Genomic DNA, 14,196 nt, shown 5'->3' with positions numbered 1-14,196 from the left:
GCCGGGCTTGACCCGGCCATCCACGCCTTGCCGCGCAATACGAAGAACGTGGATCGCCCGGGCCTTCGCCTCGCCGAAGCGGCTTCGGCCGCGCAGGCGGGACAAGCCCGGGCATGACGACCTTCCGTCCAGGCGCACCTAAACCGTCGGCAGCACCGAGAACGCTTCCCCTGCCCTCCGCAGATTCAGCTCATCTGCGCTCGCCGTCTCGCTGGTGACGCTGTCGACGCGCGAGGACGGCGGACCGTGGCGGCACAGGGCCACCATCTCGGCGACGTGCTGCGGCGGGCCAGCAAGCAGTGCCTCGACGCTGCCGTCGCGGCGATTGCGGACCCACCCTTCGAGGCCGCTCGCGGTCGCCTGATATTCGACCCAGGCCCGATAGCCGACGCCCTGCACGCGGCCGCGGACCATGACCTGGAGGATCGCCCGGCTCATGTCTTCAGCCCGAGACCATCGGCGCTGCGCGCCTTGGTCTCGGCCTCGCGCATGACCCGGCCCATCAGCTCGGCGGAGGCCAGGCCCTTGAGCGCCTTCGGCGGCGTGCCTTCGCGGAGCGCCTTCTGCGTCTCGTAGACGGCCTGCGTCGCCGCCGCGATCGGCGCATGGCCCTGCAGCGCGATGCGCACGCGCTGGCTCTGGAGGTAGTCGATCGCGTTCAATTCGTCCGGTGCGCCGCCGAGCACGATCGGCAGGCGCGTCGCCGCTGCGATCGCCTCGAGCTCGGCGCGGGACTTGATGCCGGTGAAGAACAGCGCATCGACGCCCGCGGCCTCGTAGGCCCTGGCACGGCGGATCGCATCCTCGATCGAGCTGATCGAGGCAGCGCCGGTGCGGCCCATGATGACGAGCGAGGGATCGTTGCGCCCGCTCAGCGCCGCCTTCATCTTGCCGACGCCCTCCTCCAGCGAGATCAGCTGCGCCTTGGCTTCACCATAGGCGGCAGGCAGCAGCGTGTCCTCGATGGTGAGGCCGGCCGCGCCCGCGGTCTCCAGCTCCTGCACCGTGCGGCGTACGTTGAGCGCATTGCCGTAGCCGTGATCGGCATCGACCAGCACGGGCAGCGCTGAGGCGCGCGACATCCGCCGCATCTGCTCGCAGAGCTCGGTGAGCGTGATCAGGGTGATGTCGGGGTCGCCCAGCACGGCGAGCGAAGCGACCGAGCCGCCGAACATGCCGAGCGGAAAACCGAGATCCTCGGCGATGCGGATCGAGATCGCGTCGTAGACGGAGCCGGGATGGACGCAGGTCCCGCCCGACAGGATGGAGCGCAGTTTCTCGCGGCGGGAACGAAAGGCCATGGGTGATATCTCGGTTAGGTCACGGAGGCCGCACCATACTCCGTCATTGCGAGCGAAGCGAAGCAATCCAGAAATGCATCCGCGGAGGCATTCTGGATTGCTTCGTCGCCAGCGCAAAATTGCTTCGCAATTTTGTCGCTACGCTCCTCGCAATGACGGCGTTTGTGGCCCCACCGGGCCAACCCACGCTTACGCAAACTCCAGGATCAGCGCATCCACCGCGAGCGTCGCGCCGGCGCTGGCGTGGACCTTCTTCACGGTGCCGTCCTGCTCGGCGCGCAGCACGTTCTGCATCTTCATGGCCTCGACCACCGCGAGCGTCTCGCCGGCCTTGACCTCCTGCCCTTCGGTCACCGCGATCGAGACGATCAGGCCGGGCATCGGGCAGAGCAGCTTCTTGCCGGTGTCGGACGCCGTCGTCACCGGCATCAGGCGGGCCGAGGCAGCCTCGGCTTCGGTCCAGACATAGACCGGCACCTCGACGCCCTGATGCGCAAGGCGAATGCCGTTCGGAACCGGCCGCGCCTGCACCGCGACGAAATGGCCGTCGATGGTGCCCTGCCAGACCGGATCGCCCGGCTTCCACGGCGACTGCAGCAGATGGGCTTTGCCCGCCTTGCCCTCGGCATCGATGAAACGGATCGCGATCGCCTCGCCCTCGCGCGCGACCTCGAGCTGGATCTCCTGCCGGTCGAGCCACACCGCGCGGCGGCGCTCGCGCTGCACGACGCGGCCGCCCATCTGGCCGGAGATCTGGCGCTTGCGCTCGCCGAGCACGTGATCGATGGCGGCGCCGACCGCGGCGATCCGCCGCGCGACCTCGCCCTCGGGCACGCGCACCGAAAAGCCCTTGGGGAATTCTTCGGCGATGAAGCCGGTCGACAGATTGCCTTCGCGCCAGCGCGGATGATGCATCAGCGCCGACAGGAACGGGATGTTGTGGCGGATGCCGTCGACATAGAACGAGTCCAGTGCGGTGGCCTGCGCCTCGATCGCCGCGGCGCGCGACGGCGCGTGCGTGACGAGCTTCGCGATCATCGGATCGTAATGGATCGAGATCTCGCCGCCTTCCTGCACGCCGGTGTCGTTGCGCACGGTGATGCCGTCCTTGCTCACCTCGGCCGGCGGACGATACTTCACCAGGCGCCCGATCGAGGGCAGGAAGTTGCGGAACGGGTCCTCCGCATAGAGCCGCGATTCCACGGCCCATCCGGTGAGCGTGACGTCCTTCTGGCTGATCGCGAGCTTCTCGCCGGCGGCAACGCGCAGCATCTGCTCGACGAGATCGACGCCGGTGACGAGCTCGGTGACGGGATGCTCGACCTGGAGACGCGTGTTCATCTCCAGGAAGTAGAAGCTCTTGTCCTGGCCTGCGACGAACTCGACGGTGCCGGCGGAATCGTAGTTCACGGCCTTGGCCAGCGCGACGGCCTGCTCGCCCATCTTGCGGCGGGTGGCTTCATCCAGCAGCGGCGACGGCGCTTCCTCGATGACCTTCTGGTTGCGGCGCTGGATCGAGCATTCGCGTTCGCCGAGATAGATCACGTTGCCGTGCTTGTCGCCCAGCACCTGGATCTCGATGTGGCGGGGATCGACGATGAACTTCTCGACGAAGACGCGGTCGTCGCCGAACGAGGCCTTGGCCTCGGCCTTGGCGAGGTTGAAACCTTCGGCGACCTCGGCCTTCGAATGGGCGATGCGCATGCCCTTGCCGCCGCCGCCGGCGGAGGCCTTGATCATCACGGGATAGCCGATCTCGTCGGCGATGCGGACCGCGTGCTTGTCGTCCTCGATGACGCCGAGATAGCCCGGCACGGTTGAGACCTTGGCCTTGGCGGCCGCCTTCTTGGATTCGATCTTGTCGCCCATCGCGGCAATCGCGCCCGGGTTCGGGCCGATGAAGACGATGCCGGCGGCTTCCAGCGCGCGCGGGAACGCCTCGCGCTCCGACAGGAAGCCGTAGCCGGGATGCACGGCCTCGGCCCCCGTTTTGCGGCAGGCCTCAACGATCTTCTCGATCACCAGATAGCTCTCGGCCGCGGCGGGCGGGCCGATCAGCACGGCCTCGTCGGCCATCTCGACATGGAGGGCGTCGCGGTCGGCCTCGGAATAGACCGCAACCGTCTGAATTCCCATGCGGCGAGCGGTCTTGATGACCCGGCAGGCGATTTCGCCGCGATTGGCGATCAGAATGCGTTTGAACATGCTTTTCTTGAGTCTCGACCTTGGGCGGGACCCTTCCCTTACCCGTTGGGGCCTATCGGGACGGGCCGTGTGGCTCCCGTGGTACATCAAAATGGGCCGGAGGCAACGGTCTAAATCCGGCCCGCTCTGGCGTACCAGCGCAAGACCGCAACGGCTCGGCAAGCCCCCGGCGGCCTCAGGCCTTCCCGGCCTTGGTGCTGTCCTTGGTGCTGTCCTTGGTCCTCGCCTTGGCCACGTCCCGCACAAGGCCGTGGACGAAGCCCAGCTTGCCGACCACCGCCTGCGACAGGATGAACGGATAGAGGTCGCGCAGGCCCATGGCCCGGTTGACGCTGTTCATGGCGAAGGTGAAGGGCAGCCATGCATCGACGAGCGCCTGGACGTCCCTTGCCTCGTAGGGGTTGAAACGGATGCGCGCCGTCAACTCCCCGTCGCGGTCCACCTTGGGCCGCACCTCCATGCCGAACTCGGACGCCATCTCCAGGGTGTCGACGATGTGGAGATAGTGCGCCCAGGTTTCGGCGAAGTCTTCCCAGGGATGCATCGTCGCATAGGCCGAGACGTAGTTCTGCTGCCAGTCCGGCGGCGCGCCTTCCGCGTAATGGCGCTGCAGGGCCTGGCCGTAATCCGCCGTGTCGTCGCCGAACACCGCGCGGCAGGCCTCCAGCTTGCCGCCCTCGCGGACCAGCACGTCCCAGAAATAATGCCCGACCTCGTGGCGGAAATGCCCGAGCAGCGTGCGGTAGGGCTCGCCCATCTCGAGCCGACGCCGCTCCCGCTCGATGTCGTCGGTCTCGGTCAGAGCGATGGTGATCAGGCCGTTGTCATGGCCCGTCATGACCCTTTGTCCGCTGTTGGGATCGTCGGCGAGGAAGTTGAAGAGCAGGCCGTGCTCGGGATCGTCCTGCCGGGTCTTGAGCGGCAGCTTCCAGCGGATCAGGGAATAGAACAGCCGGTGCTTCGCCACCTCCAGCTCGCGCCAGCCGGCGAGCTGCGCGGGATCGGAGAGGTCGGGCACGATGCCGTTGTGGCGACAGGCACGGCAATAGCCCGTGGTGTCGCCGGCATCCGTCAGCCAGTTGCAGGCATCGTAGTCGGCGTTGCGGCACAACATGCGCCCCTTGCCCTTGTCGGCCAGCGTCGTCCAGGACGCAGCCTCACCCTCCCCCACGGGCTCGATCGCGGACATCGTCTCCTTCTCCGGCAGGAAGGCGACGCGGTGACCGCAGCGTTCGCAGGCGCGGTTCTCGAAATAGAGGACGTTGCCGCAGGCCTGGCAGACAAAGAGCTTCAAGATTTAGCCTCTTCGGAAAGGGAGTCTTACGCATGAGAGTTGCGGCGCCTCGCAGATACGCGCGCCGGCGGCTCATCGTTCCAATGTTTGGAACAAATAGCCAGACCGGGCGTTCGCTCATACCCGCCAAACGCAGTCCGGCGGCGCATTTCCCTGTTATTCCCTTTTGAGCAATGGCTATCGCGCTTTGTCTGTGTGAATATCGGGCCGGCACGTGCGCTCACGCATCACAACGGCCGACGCCTTGAACGATCCCTTGCCCGAGACCATCGCCGCCGAACGGCTGCGCCAGCACCTCGAAGACGTCGCGCGCGAGCGCGACAACGCCTATCGCGCGCTCCAGGAGCGCGAAGCCGAGCTCGCGCGGATCCAGCGCATCGGCAAGGTCGGCGGCCTCGAGGTCGACTTCCGCGAAGGCTTCAAGAACCGCCGCTCGCCGGAATATCTGATGATCCATGGCCTGCCTCCCGAGGCCACCGATGAATCGCACGAAGACTGGGTCAACCGCATCCATCCCGACGACCGCGATGCCGCGGTCAACCATTTCTTCGATGCGCTCGCCGGGACCAGCGAGGACTACACCGCCGAATACCGCATCATTCGCCCCAGCGACGGCGAGACCCGCTGGATCCGCGTCGTCGCCAAGCTCGAGCGCGACGGCGATGGCCGCGCCACCCGCCTGGTCGGCGCCCACATCGACATCACCGACCAAGCGCTGGCGCGCGAGACGCTGCGCGAGAGCGAGGAGCGCTTCCGGCTGATCGCCGACAGCGCGCCGGTGCCGATCTGGGTCACCAAGCTCGACCGCAAGCGCTCCTTCGCCAACCAGGCCTATGTCGACTTCGTCGGCCTGCCCTACGACCAGGCCATCGATTTCGACTGGCGCAAGGTGCTGCATCCGGACGACCTGCCGCATGTGCTGCAGCAATCGGTGCAGGGCGAGGCCTCGCTGAAACCGTTCGTGCTGGAAGCGCGCTACAAGAATGCCGACGGCGAATGGCGCTGGCTGCGCTCGGAGTCGCAGCCGCGCTGGGACCCGACCGGCAAGCACATCGGCTTCATCGGCGTCGCCCACGACATCACCGTGGCCAAGCAGGCCGAGATCGAGCTCCGGCAGCTCAACGAGACGCTAGAGGAGCGTATCGCCGAGCGCACCGCCGAGCTCGAAGCCAACGAGGCCCGGCTGCTCGCGATCCTGGAGACCAGCAACCAGTATCAGGGCCTCGTCAATCTCAAGGGCGAGCTGCTCTACGCCAACAAGACCGCGCTCGACGGCATCAAGGCGAGCTCTGCCGACGTGATCGGCAAGCCGTTCTGGGAGACGCCCTGGTTCACCGGCACCGAACGCATGAGCGCCGCCGTGCGCGACGCTTTCGACACGGTGCTGAAGGGCGAAGCGGTGCGGCTGGAGATGCGGCTGCGCCTGCCGATCGGCGAACGCGATTTCGAATTCGGCATGCGCCCCGTGCTCGACCGTCACGGCAACATCACGGGCGCCGTGCCCGAGGCCGTCGACATCACCGAGCGCAGACGCGGCGAGGAAGCGTTGCGGCAGTCGCAAAAGATGGAGGCGATCGGCCAGCTCACCGGCGGCGTCGCGCACGACTTCAACAACCTCCTCACCATCATCCGCTCGGCGACCGACTTCCTGCGCCGGCGCGAGCTGCCGGAAGAGCGCCGCCGCCGCTATGTCGATGCCATCTCCGACACCGTCGAGCGCGCCTCGAAGCTGACGGCGCAGCTGCTCGCCTTCGCGCGCCGGCAGCCGCTGAAGCCGCAGATCTTCAACGTCGGCAGCCAGGTCGAGGGCGTGGCGCAGCTGGTCCGGCCGCTGGTCGGCGGTCGCATCGAGATCACCGTCGAAATCCAGGACGCCGATTGCTTCACGGTCGCCGACGTCGCCCAGTTCGAGACCGCGTTGATCAACCTCGCCATCAACGCCCGCGACGCCATGAACGGCGAAGGCCGCCTCACCATCGCGGTCTGCAAGGTCCAGGGCATACCGGGCCTGCGCGCGCAATCGGCCCGCGGCGGCGACTATGTCGCGATCTCGGTGAGGGATACCGGCAGCGGCATCGCGGCGGAACACCTCGAATCCATCTTCGAACCCTTCTTCACCACCAAGGAGGTCGGCAAGGGCACCGGCCTCGGCCTCAGCCAGGCCTTCGGCTTCGCCAAGCAGTCCGAGGGCGACATCGCGGTGACGAGCGCGCAGGGCGAAGGCGCGACCTTCACCATCTACCTGCCGCAGGCGCAGAGTCCGACCGCCGACAAGGAAGCGGCAGCGCTGACCAGCGAGGCCGCGACCACCGGGCGCGGCTATCGCGTGCTCGTGGTCGAGGACAACGACGATGTCGGCCAGTTCTCGACCGAGCTTCTGGAAGACCTCGGCTATGTCACCCGCCGCGTCGCCAATGCCAATGCCGCGCTCGCCATCCTCGGCGAGAACGAATTCGCCGTCGATCTCGTCTTCTCCGACGTCATCATGCCCGGCATGAACGGCGTCGAGCTCGCCGGCATCATCCGCGAGCGCTATCCGGGCCTTCCCGTCGTGCTCACCTCGGGCTACAGCAACGTGCTCGCCGAAAACGCCCATCGCGGTTTCGAGCTGATCCAGAAGCCCTATTCAGTCGAGTCGCTCTCACGCATCCTGCGCAAGGCGATCACGGAGAAGCTGTCGGTGGCGAGGTGAGTGCTATAGTTGCACGAAGCTGCCACAAATTCGTCATTGCGAGCGTAGCGAAGCAATCCAGACTGTCTCCCGCGGAAAGACTCCTAGATTGCTTCGCTGTGCTCGCAATAACGGCGCTGGTCGCCGTCCCGAAACAACGGATCCCGATGATATGAAACCCGCCCTCCTCTCCGCCTGGCAGACCTGGGCGCTGCTCTCGGCCTGCTTTGCCGCGTTGACCGCGATTTTCGCCAAGGTCGGCGTCGAGAACATCAATCCGGACCTCGCCACCTTCATCCGCACCATCGTTGTGCTGCTCGCCTTCTCGGTGCTGCTGTTCTTCACCGGGCAATTCGTCGTGCCCTCGGCGGTCTCGTCGAAAACCTGGCTGTTTCTCGTGCTGTCGGGACTTGCGACCGGTGCGTCCTGGCTCTGCTATTTCCGCGCGCTGAAGCTCGGGCCCGCCACGCTGGTGGCGCCGATCGACAAGCTCAGCGTCGTTCTCGTCGCCCTCTTCGCCTTCGCCTTTCTCGGCGAGCGTCCGACGGGCCAAGGCTGGCTCGGCATCGCCATGATCGGTGCCGGCGCGGTGCTGCTTGCGGTCAAGTTTTGAGGCTGGCGGATTGATCCGGGGAACGGTAGTCAGGGGCGGTTTCTGGAGATCAACTTGCCGACCGTGCCGTCTGACGCCATCTGGGCCTGGAGCATCATTGCGCTTGCGACCGCAGGCGTCATCATCCGGCCGTTTCGCCTGCCCGAGGCGATCTGGGCGGTCATCGGCGCCGGCGCCCTCGTTCTGCTCGGCTTGCTGTCCTGGCAGGACGCGCTTGTCGGCATCGAGAAGGGCCTCGACGTCTATCTCTTCCTGATCGGCATGATGCTGATTGCCGAGCTCGCCCGGCTCGAAGGCCTGTTCGACTATCTCGCCGCGCTCGCGGTGGAATATGCAGGCGGCTCGCCGCAGCGGCTGTTCCTGCTGATCTATCTCGTCGGCACGCTGGTAACGGTGCTGCTCTCGAACGACGCCACCGCGATCGTGCTGACACCCGCCGTCTACGCCGCGACGCGCGCGGCCGGCGCCAAGCCGCTCCCTTATTTGTTCGTCTGCGCCTTCATCGCCAATGCCGCGAGCTTCGTGCTGCCGATCTCTAACCCCGCCAACCTCGTCGTGTTCGGCGCGCGCATGCCGCAACTGACCGAATGGCTGCGCCTGTTCGCCCTGCCCTCGGCGGCCTCGATCCTGCTGACCTACATCGTCCTGCGCCTGACCCAGCACCGGGCGCTCAGGGAAGAGACGATTGCGCGCAGCGTGCCGCATCCGAAGCTCGGCCGCGGCGGCAAGCTGACCGCCATAGGCATCGTCGCGATCGGCATTGTGCTGGTCACGGCCTCTGCACTGGACAAGCAACTGGGCCTGCCGACCTTCATCTGCGGCGTGGTGACGGCCGCGCTGGTGCTGCTGATCAGCAGCCAGTCGCCGCTGCCCGTGCTGAAGGGCGTATCCTGGAGCGTGCTGCCGCTGGTCGGCGGGCTCTTCGTGATGGTGGAGGCCCTGATCAAGACCGGCGTGATCGGACAGCTCAGCGCGCTGCTGCACCAGGCCGTCGCGCAATCGGTGCCCCAGGCCGCCTGGAGCGTCGGCATCGCCACTGCCCTCGCCACCAATATCGCCAACAACCTTCCCGTCGGGCTCGTCGCCGGCTCGGTCGCCGCCAGCGATCACCTGCCCGCGCCCGTCGTCAGCGCCATCCTGATCGGCGTCGATCTCGGCCCCAACCTGTCGGTGACCGGCTCGCTCGCCACCATCCTGTGGCTGGTCGCGCTTCGCCGCGAGAAGATCGAGGTCGGCGCCTGGCCGTTCCTCAAGCTCGGCATGCTGGTGACGCCACCGGCCCTGATCGCGGCGCTGGCGGCGGCCATCAGGTAGCGGCGGCAGAGCCGTCTCGGAAATCAGTTGCAGCTATTTGCGGTGCATCAATGCCGCCGGCGAAGCCGCGGCTAGACTCTCATTGTCGCGCAGGTCAGACGGATTTGGCGCGGCAAGGAAGGTTCATCATGCAGATCCAATCCAAGGCATTGCCGCGGGGCTTTTCCCTGCGTCGCGCGATTCAGGGCTTCATTGCGCCGAACGAGAGACGGGCCGAGACGTCTCACCCCCTGCTGATCGTCACCGCAGCGGCGCTGTTCACCCTGTTCGCCATCGTTCAGATCGATCTTCACACCGCCCAGCTTCAGGCCATCGGCCTGCTCGGCCACGGAGCCGGAATCGACCCGGTCTTCCTGAGCCCGTAGCGGGAGAAGCCCGATCGCGGCCGCAAGGCCGCGACCGGGCAACGTTCAGAGTCTATTGTTCGAGCATGATCTTGTCGGAAAACCGCTTCGCACTTTTCCGGATCATGCTCTAGTCGTTCTCGTAGCCGTAGACTTCCGGCAGGATAAAGATTGCGGCGAGCAATCCGATCAGCGGGAAGATCGCGACCATCAGCGTGGCGTTCGCCTGCCCGATCGCGGCGAACACCGTCGGGAACAGGAAGATCGCCAGGAACGACGGCAGCTTCACGAACATGTAGGCGAAGCCGCTGGCCGTGCCGCGATATTTCGGCCTGGCGACCATGGTCGGGATCGTCATGCAGTTCGACGCGTCCCAATAATGGCCCCACAGCATCGCAGCCGCCGCGAACGGCAGCAGGATCTTGTTGTCGGTGTAGAGCGCGAAGGCTGCGACCAGCAACGCGGCCAGCACGATCGCGAAGCCCGCGATCGAGATGCCGCGGTGGCCGATCTTCGGCGTCAGCAGCGGCCCGACCCAACCCGACAGGGCGGCGAAGGAGAACAGCGCCATCGTCACCAGGTTGATGCCGAGCACGCTCGACACGCCGACCATGACGAAGAGGACCGGCAGGTAGAATGCGAAGGTCGAGAATTCGCTGGCCTGCACGAAACAGGCGATCCAGCCGTACAGCGTGGCGCGCCAGCGGATCGGGTCCTTCCTGAGGTCGGCGAGGAAGTCGCGGGTCGAGACCTTCGGCATCTCCACGTCGTGGTCCGGCAGCATGTCGAGATTGTCGTTGAACATCTCGCGCGCGACCTGCTTGGCCTCGCGATAGCGCCCCTTCTGCACCAGCCACACCGCCGTCTCCGGCACGTCATGGCGCATGATCAGGATAATCAGTGCCGGTACGGCGCCGAGGCCGAGCGTCACGCGCCACAGCATCTCGTGCTGCATGTCGATCAGCAGGAAGATGACGATGACGCCGATAGTCAGCACCTCGCCGACCGCGAACATGAACTGCCAGCGGTTGCCCATGACCTCGCGCTCACCCTTGGCCATGGATTCCATGATGTAGGTGTAGCCGGTCGAGATATCAGAGCCGAGCGGAATGCCGAGCAGGAAGCGGATCACGATCAGCCAGGTGATATCGGGCACGAAGGCCTGCGCCAGCGCCAGCACGATGAACATCACCATCGTGGTCAGGAACATGACGCGGCGGCCGATCTTGTCGGACAGCCAGCCGCCGAGCAGCGCGCCAATGAGCGCGCCGCCCTGCGTGCCTGCCGCAGCAAGGCCGAGCATCAGTGCAGAAGGATTGTACTGCTCCTTGATGAAGATCAGCACGAAGGCGATCGAATAGAGGTCCCAGGCCTCGACCAGGATCGAGGCCATCATCAGCCAGCCGACCTTGTTGCCCTTGGGACTGTAGTTCGTGATGAGATAGCGGACCGCGGCTTCGCTCGCGGTCGGTTGTGGCATTGCCATCGTTGACATTCTCTTGGTCCTCTCTTCGAAACTCTTACGCGCCGAGCAGCGGCTCGATACTGCAATCGAGCAGGCGCGGGTCGATCCCCGCCTCCATGCCCGTGAACATCTCGCCCATGTAGTCGATCAGCGCGTCGCTGGCCTTCACCGCCTCTTCGACGCGGCGGCCCGCCACGGCGGCGAGAATGGCGAGATGATGATCGATCGTGCCGGAGAGGTCGGCCTGCCCCGGCATGAAGCGGTGATGGATGTAGCCGATGCGCCGGTACAGCGTGTGCAACGGCCGCAGCGTATGGATCAGGAACGGCTCGCCGGCCGCCTCGAGCACCAGTGCGTCGATGCGGCGGTCGATGCTGTTGAATTCGTCCAGCGTCAGGCTGGCGCGGCGCTCGCGCAGCAGCCGCTCGATGTGCAGCGCCTGATTGCGATGCGAGAGGCTGGCGCGATCGGCCGCAAGGCGAATGACGAAACGCTCCATGTCGCGGCGCAGGCCCAGCAGCATGCGCTCGCGCGCGAGGTCGATCGGCGCGATGTGCAGGCCGTGGCGCGGACGAATGATGATGAGCGTATCTGCGGACAGACGATTGACGGCGTGATGCACCGGTGTGCGCCCGAAGCCGGTGATCTGCTGCAACTCCAGCATCGTCATGAATTGTCCGGGCTTGAGCTCGCAATGAACAAGGAGCTCTTCGATCTTCTGGTAGGCCAGCTCGAAGAAGTTGAGCCGGTTACGCCGGGAGGGCCTGCCCTCGCCGTCGTCGTCGTTTCGCACCACCTCGAGCGCGCGCTTGCGCCGTGCCATGTCGTTCACTCCCGTCAGGTTCGCGCTCTCGTTGTTCCGCGGCGCCTTGTTTGTGGCACCCTTAAAACATGTTGTGATATATTACAAGCAGGCGTAAGACTTCCGCACGACATGCAGCATGCTGCACTGCGAAATGAGAAGTCGGCGCGAGGCGCCGTGCGATGGGAGGATAATGGCCGTGAAGATCACGTCGATCGAGACGCTGCGTACCGAGGAATTCTCCAACGTCATCTGGGTGCGCGTCCACACCGACGCGGGCGTGATCGGTCTCGGCGAGACCTTCTATGGCGCGGGCGCCGTCGAGGCGCAGATCCACGACACCTTTGCCGGCCGCCTGCTCGGCCGCAATCCGCTGCACATCGAAGCGATCCATCGCGACATGCTGAACCTGCCGATGGCGCAGTCCTCCACCGGCGTCGAATATCGCGCGGCGTCCGCGATCGACATCGCGCTGTGGGATTTGTTCGGCAAGGTCTGCGGCCAGCCCGTGCATCAGATGCTCGGCGGCCTCTGCCGCGACAAGCAGCGCATCTACAACACCTGCGCCGGCACGCAGTATGTGCGCTCGACCAATATCAGCCCGGTCGCGAACTGGAATCTCGGCGCCAACAAGGGTCCCTATGAGGACCTCGACGGCTTCATGAACCGCGCCGACGCGCTCGCCGAAAGCCTGCTGGAAAGCGGCATCTCAGCGATGAAGATCTGGCCGTTCGACCCCGCCGCGCAGGAAAACAAGGGCCTCTACATCACCGCCGCGCAGATGAAGCAGGCGATCGAGCCGTTCGAAAAAATCCGCAAGGCTGTCGGCGACAAGATGGAGATCATGGTCGAGCTCCACTCGCTGTGGAATCTGCCGACCGCCAAGCAGATCGCGCGCGCGCTCGAGCCCTACAAGCCGACCTGGTACGAAGACCCGATCCGCATGAACTCGCCGCAGGCGCTGGCCGAATACGCCCGCTCGACCGACGTCTGGGTCTGCGCCAGCGAGACGCTGGGCTCGCGCTTCCCCTACAAGGACATGCTCGACCGCGATGCCATGCACGTGGTGATGGCGGATCTGTGCTGGACCGGCGGTCTCACGGAAGGCCGCAAGATCGCGGCAATGGCCGAGACCTATCACCGGCCCTTCGCACCGCATGACTGCATCGGCCCGATCGGCTTCATCGCCGCCATCCACATGTCCTTCAGCCAGCCCAACACGCTGATCCAGGAATCGGTGCGCGCTTTCTACAAGGGCTGGTACAATGAGCTCGTCACGACGATGCCCACGATCAAGGACGGCTATGTCTTCCCGATGGAAGGGCCCGGCCTCGGCGTCGACCTGCTGCCCGCCGTCTTCGACCGCACCGATCTCACCGTGCGCCGCTCCAACGTCTGAGGATTTCCTAGGATGAGCACCTCCCTCTTCGATCTCTCCGGCCGCACCGCGCTGGTGACCGGCTCCTCCCGCGGACTCGGCCGCGCCATTGCCGAGGGCATGGCCAAGGCCGGCGCCAAGATCATCATCAACGGCGTCGATCCCAAGCGCGTCGAGCAGGCCGTCGCCGAGTTTCGCGCCGCCGGGCATCAGGCCGAGGGCGCGGCGTTCAACGTCACCGACGAGCCCGCCATCGTCGCCGCCTTCGAGCGCTTCGACCGCGAGGGGCTTGCGGTCGACATCCTCGTCAACAATGCCGGCATCCAGCACCGCAAGCCGCTGGCGGAGTTCACCACCGACGAATGGCGCAAGGTGATCGAGACCGATCTCACCAGCGCCTTCGTGATCGGCCGCGAGGCCGGCAAGCGCATGATCCCGCGCAAGCGCGGCAAGATCATCAATATCGGCTCGCTCGGCAGCGAGCTCGCCCGCCCCACCATCGCGCCCTACACGGCGGCCAAGGGCGGCATCAAGAACCTGACCCGCTCGATGGCGGTGGAATGGGCGCAGCACGGCATCCAGGCCAATGCGATCGGCCCCGGCTACATGCTGACCGACATGAACGAGGCGCTGGTCAACAACCCCGACTTCAACAACTGGCTGATGGGCCGCATTCCCTCCAAGCGCTGGGGCAAGCCGGACGAGCTCGTGGGCGCGGCGATCTTCCTCGCCTCCGATGCGTCCACCTACGTCAACGGCCAGATCATCTATGTCGACGGCGGCATGATCGCCGCGATGTGACCTGAGAA

General features: G+C 65.8%; 12 protein-coding genes. 6 read left to right on the top strand and 6 right to left on the bottom strand.

The window, feature by feature from the left end:
• Positions 1-138: 138 nt before the first annotated feature.
• From JQ617_RS03745 to JQ617_RS03730, 4 genes are all read right to left on the bottom strand, one after another.
• Positions 139-438, bottom strand: coding sequence for an acylphosphatase (locus tag JQ617_RS03745; RefSeq protein WP_063682877.1), 300 nt, complete (start codon positions 436-438; stop codon positions 139-141).
• The gene (locus JQ617_RS03740; protein WP_212024503.1) at positions 435-1,301 is read right to left on the bottom strand and encodes an isocitrate lyase/PEP mutase family protein; all 867 of its coding nucleotides are present in this window, start codon (positions 1,299-1,301) and stop codon (positions 435-437) included. The genes JQ617_RS03745 and JQ617_RS03740 overlap by 4 nt, the downstream gene beginning before the upstream one ends.
• Positions 1,302-1,490: 189 nt before the next feature.
• Complete coding sequence (locus tag JQ617_RS03735) at positions 1,491-3,506, bottom strand: acetyl-CoA carboxylase biotin carboxylase subunit (protein WP_212024501.1); 2,016 nt, start codon at positions 3,504-3,506, stop codon at positions 1,491-1,493.
• Positions 3,507-3,681: 175 nt separating this feature from the next.
• Positions 3,682-4,800 carry a zinc-binding metallopeptidase family protein gene (locus JQ617_RS03730; RefSeq protein ID WP_212024500.1) on the bottom strand — a complete coding sequence of 373 codons (1,119 nt, stop codon included), beginning with the start codon at positions 4,798-4,800 and terminating at the stop codon, positions 3,682-3,684.
• A 214-nt stretch (positions 4,801-5,014) separates the two neighbouring features.
• Here JQ617_RS03730 and JQ617_RS03725 point away from each other — a divergent pair, with 214 nt between their 5' ends.
• The 4 genes from JQ617_RS03725 (at position 5,015) to JQ617_RS03710 (ending at position 9,763) form a co-directional block, all read left to right on the top strand.
• Positions 5,015-7,492 carry a hybrid sensor histidine kinase/response regulator gene (locus tag JQ617_RS03725; RefSeq protein WP_212024498.1) on the top strand — a complete coding sequence of 826 codons (2,478 nt, stop codon included), beginning with the start codon at positions 5,015-5,017 and terminating at the stop codon, positions 7,490-7,492.
• A gap of 151 nt (positions 7,493-7,643) precedes the next feature.
• On the top strand, positions 7,644-8,084 hold the full coding sequence (locus JQ617_RS03720; RefSeq protein ID WP_212024496.1) for an EamA family transporter: 441 nt from the start codon (positions 7,644-7,646) through the stop codon (positions 8,082-8,084).
• Between the two features lie 63 nt (positions 8,085-8,147).
• Complete coding sequence (locus tag JQ617_RS03715; protein WP_212025959.1) at positions 8,148-9,398, top strand: arsenic transporter; 1,251 nt, start codon at positions 8,148-8,150, stop codon at positions 9,396-9,398.
• A gap of 128 nt (positions 9,399-9,526) precedes the next feature.
• Positions 9,527-9,763 carry a hypothetical protein gene (locus JQ617_RS03710; RefSeq protein ID WP_212024494.1) on the top strand — a complete coding sequence of 79 codons (237 nt, stop codon included), beginning with the start codon at positions 9,527-9,529 and terminating at the stop codon, positions 9,761-9,763.
• Positions 9,764-9,872: 109 nt separating this feature from the next.
• On the opposite strand, the gene JQ617_RS03705 is transcribed toward JQ617_RS03710, so the two are convergent.
• Together JQ617_RS03705 and JQ617_RS03700 are read right to left on the bottom strand one after the other, a co-directional pair.
• A complete protein-coding gene (locus tag JQ617_RS03705; RefSeq protein ID WP_212024492.1) occupies positions 9,873-11,237 on the bottom strand; it encodes an MFS transporter in 1,365 nt (454 codons plus the stop codon).
• Positions 11,238-11,262: 25 nt separating this feature from the next.
• The gene (locus JQ617_RS03700; protein WP_063682867.1) at positions 11,263-12,030 is read right to left on the bottom strand and encodes a GntR family transcriptional regulator; all 768 of its coding nucleotides are present in this window, start codon (positions 12,028-12,030) and stop codon (positions 11,263-11,265) included.
• Between the two features lie 178 nt (positions 12,031-12,208).
• Here JQ617_RS03700 and JQ617_RS03695 point away from each other — a divergent pair, with 178 nt between their 5' ends.
• Both JQ617_RS03695 and JQ617_RS03690 read left to right on the top strand, forming a co-directional pair.
• Positions 12,209-13,408, top strand: coding sequence for a mandelate racemase/muconate lactonizing enzyme family protein (locus JQ617_RS03695; protein ID WP_212024490.1), 1,200 nt, complete (start codon positions 12,209-12,211; stop codon positions 13,406-13,408).
• 12 nt (positions 13,409-13,420) lie between these two features.
• A complete protein-coding gene (locus JQ617_RS03690; RefSeq protein WP_063682865.1) occupies positions 13,421-14,188 on the top strand; it encodes a glucose 1-dehydrogenase in 768 nt (255 codons plus the stop codon).
• Positions 14,189-14,196 lie beyond the last annotated feature (8 nt).

Source organism: Bradyrhizobium sp. KB893862 SZCCT0404, from assembly GCF_018130885.1.
Lineage (GTDB): Bacteria > Pseudomonadota > Alphaproteobacteria > Rhizobiales > Xanthobacteraceae > Bradyrhizobium > Bradyrhizobium stylosanthis.
This window is presented reverse-complemented; position numbering and strand designations above follow the sequence as displayed.

Excerpts from the sequence above, each read along its gene's own strand:
- JQ617_RS03690 (WP_063682865.1), top strand. The coding sequence starts at position 13,421 with ATGAGCACCTCCCTCTTCGATCTCTCCGGCCGCACCGCGCTGGTGACC.
- JQ617_RS03740 (WP_212024503.1), bottom strand. The coding sequence starts at position 1,301 with ATGGCCTTTCGTTCCCGCCGCGAGAAACTGCGCTCCATCCTGTCGGGC.
- JQ617_RS03705 (WP_212024492.1), bottom strand. The coding sequence starts at position 11,237 with ATGTCAACGATGGCAATGCCACAACCGACCGCGAGCGAAGCCGCGGTC.
- JQ617_RS03735 (WP_212024501.1), bottom strand. The coding sequence starts at position 3,506 with ATGTTCAAACGCATTCTGATCGCCAATCGCGGCGAAATCGCCTGCCGG.
- JQ617_RS03710 (WP_212024494.1), top strand. The coding sequence starts at position 9,527 with ATGCAGATCCAATCCAAGGCATTGCCGCGGGGCTTTTCCCTGCGTCGC.
- JQ617_RS03700 (WP_063682867.1), bottom strand. The coding sequence starts at position 12,030 with ATGGCACGGCGCAAGCGCGCGCTCGAGGTGGTGCGAAACGACGACGAC.
- JQ617_RS03720 (WP_212024496.1), top strand. The coding sequence starts at position 7,644 with ATGAAACCCGCCCTCCTCTCCGCCTGGCAGACCTGGGCGCTGCTCTCG.
- JQ617_RS03745 (WP_063682877.1), bottom strand. The coding sequence starts at position 438 with ATGAGCCGGGCGATCCTCCAGGTCATGGTCCGCGGCCGCGTGCAGGGC.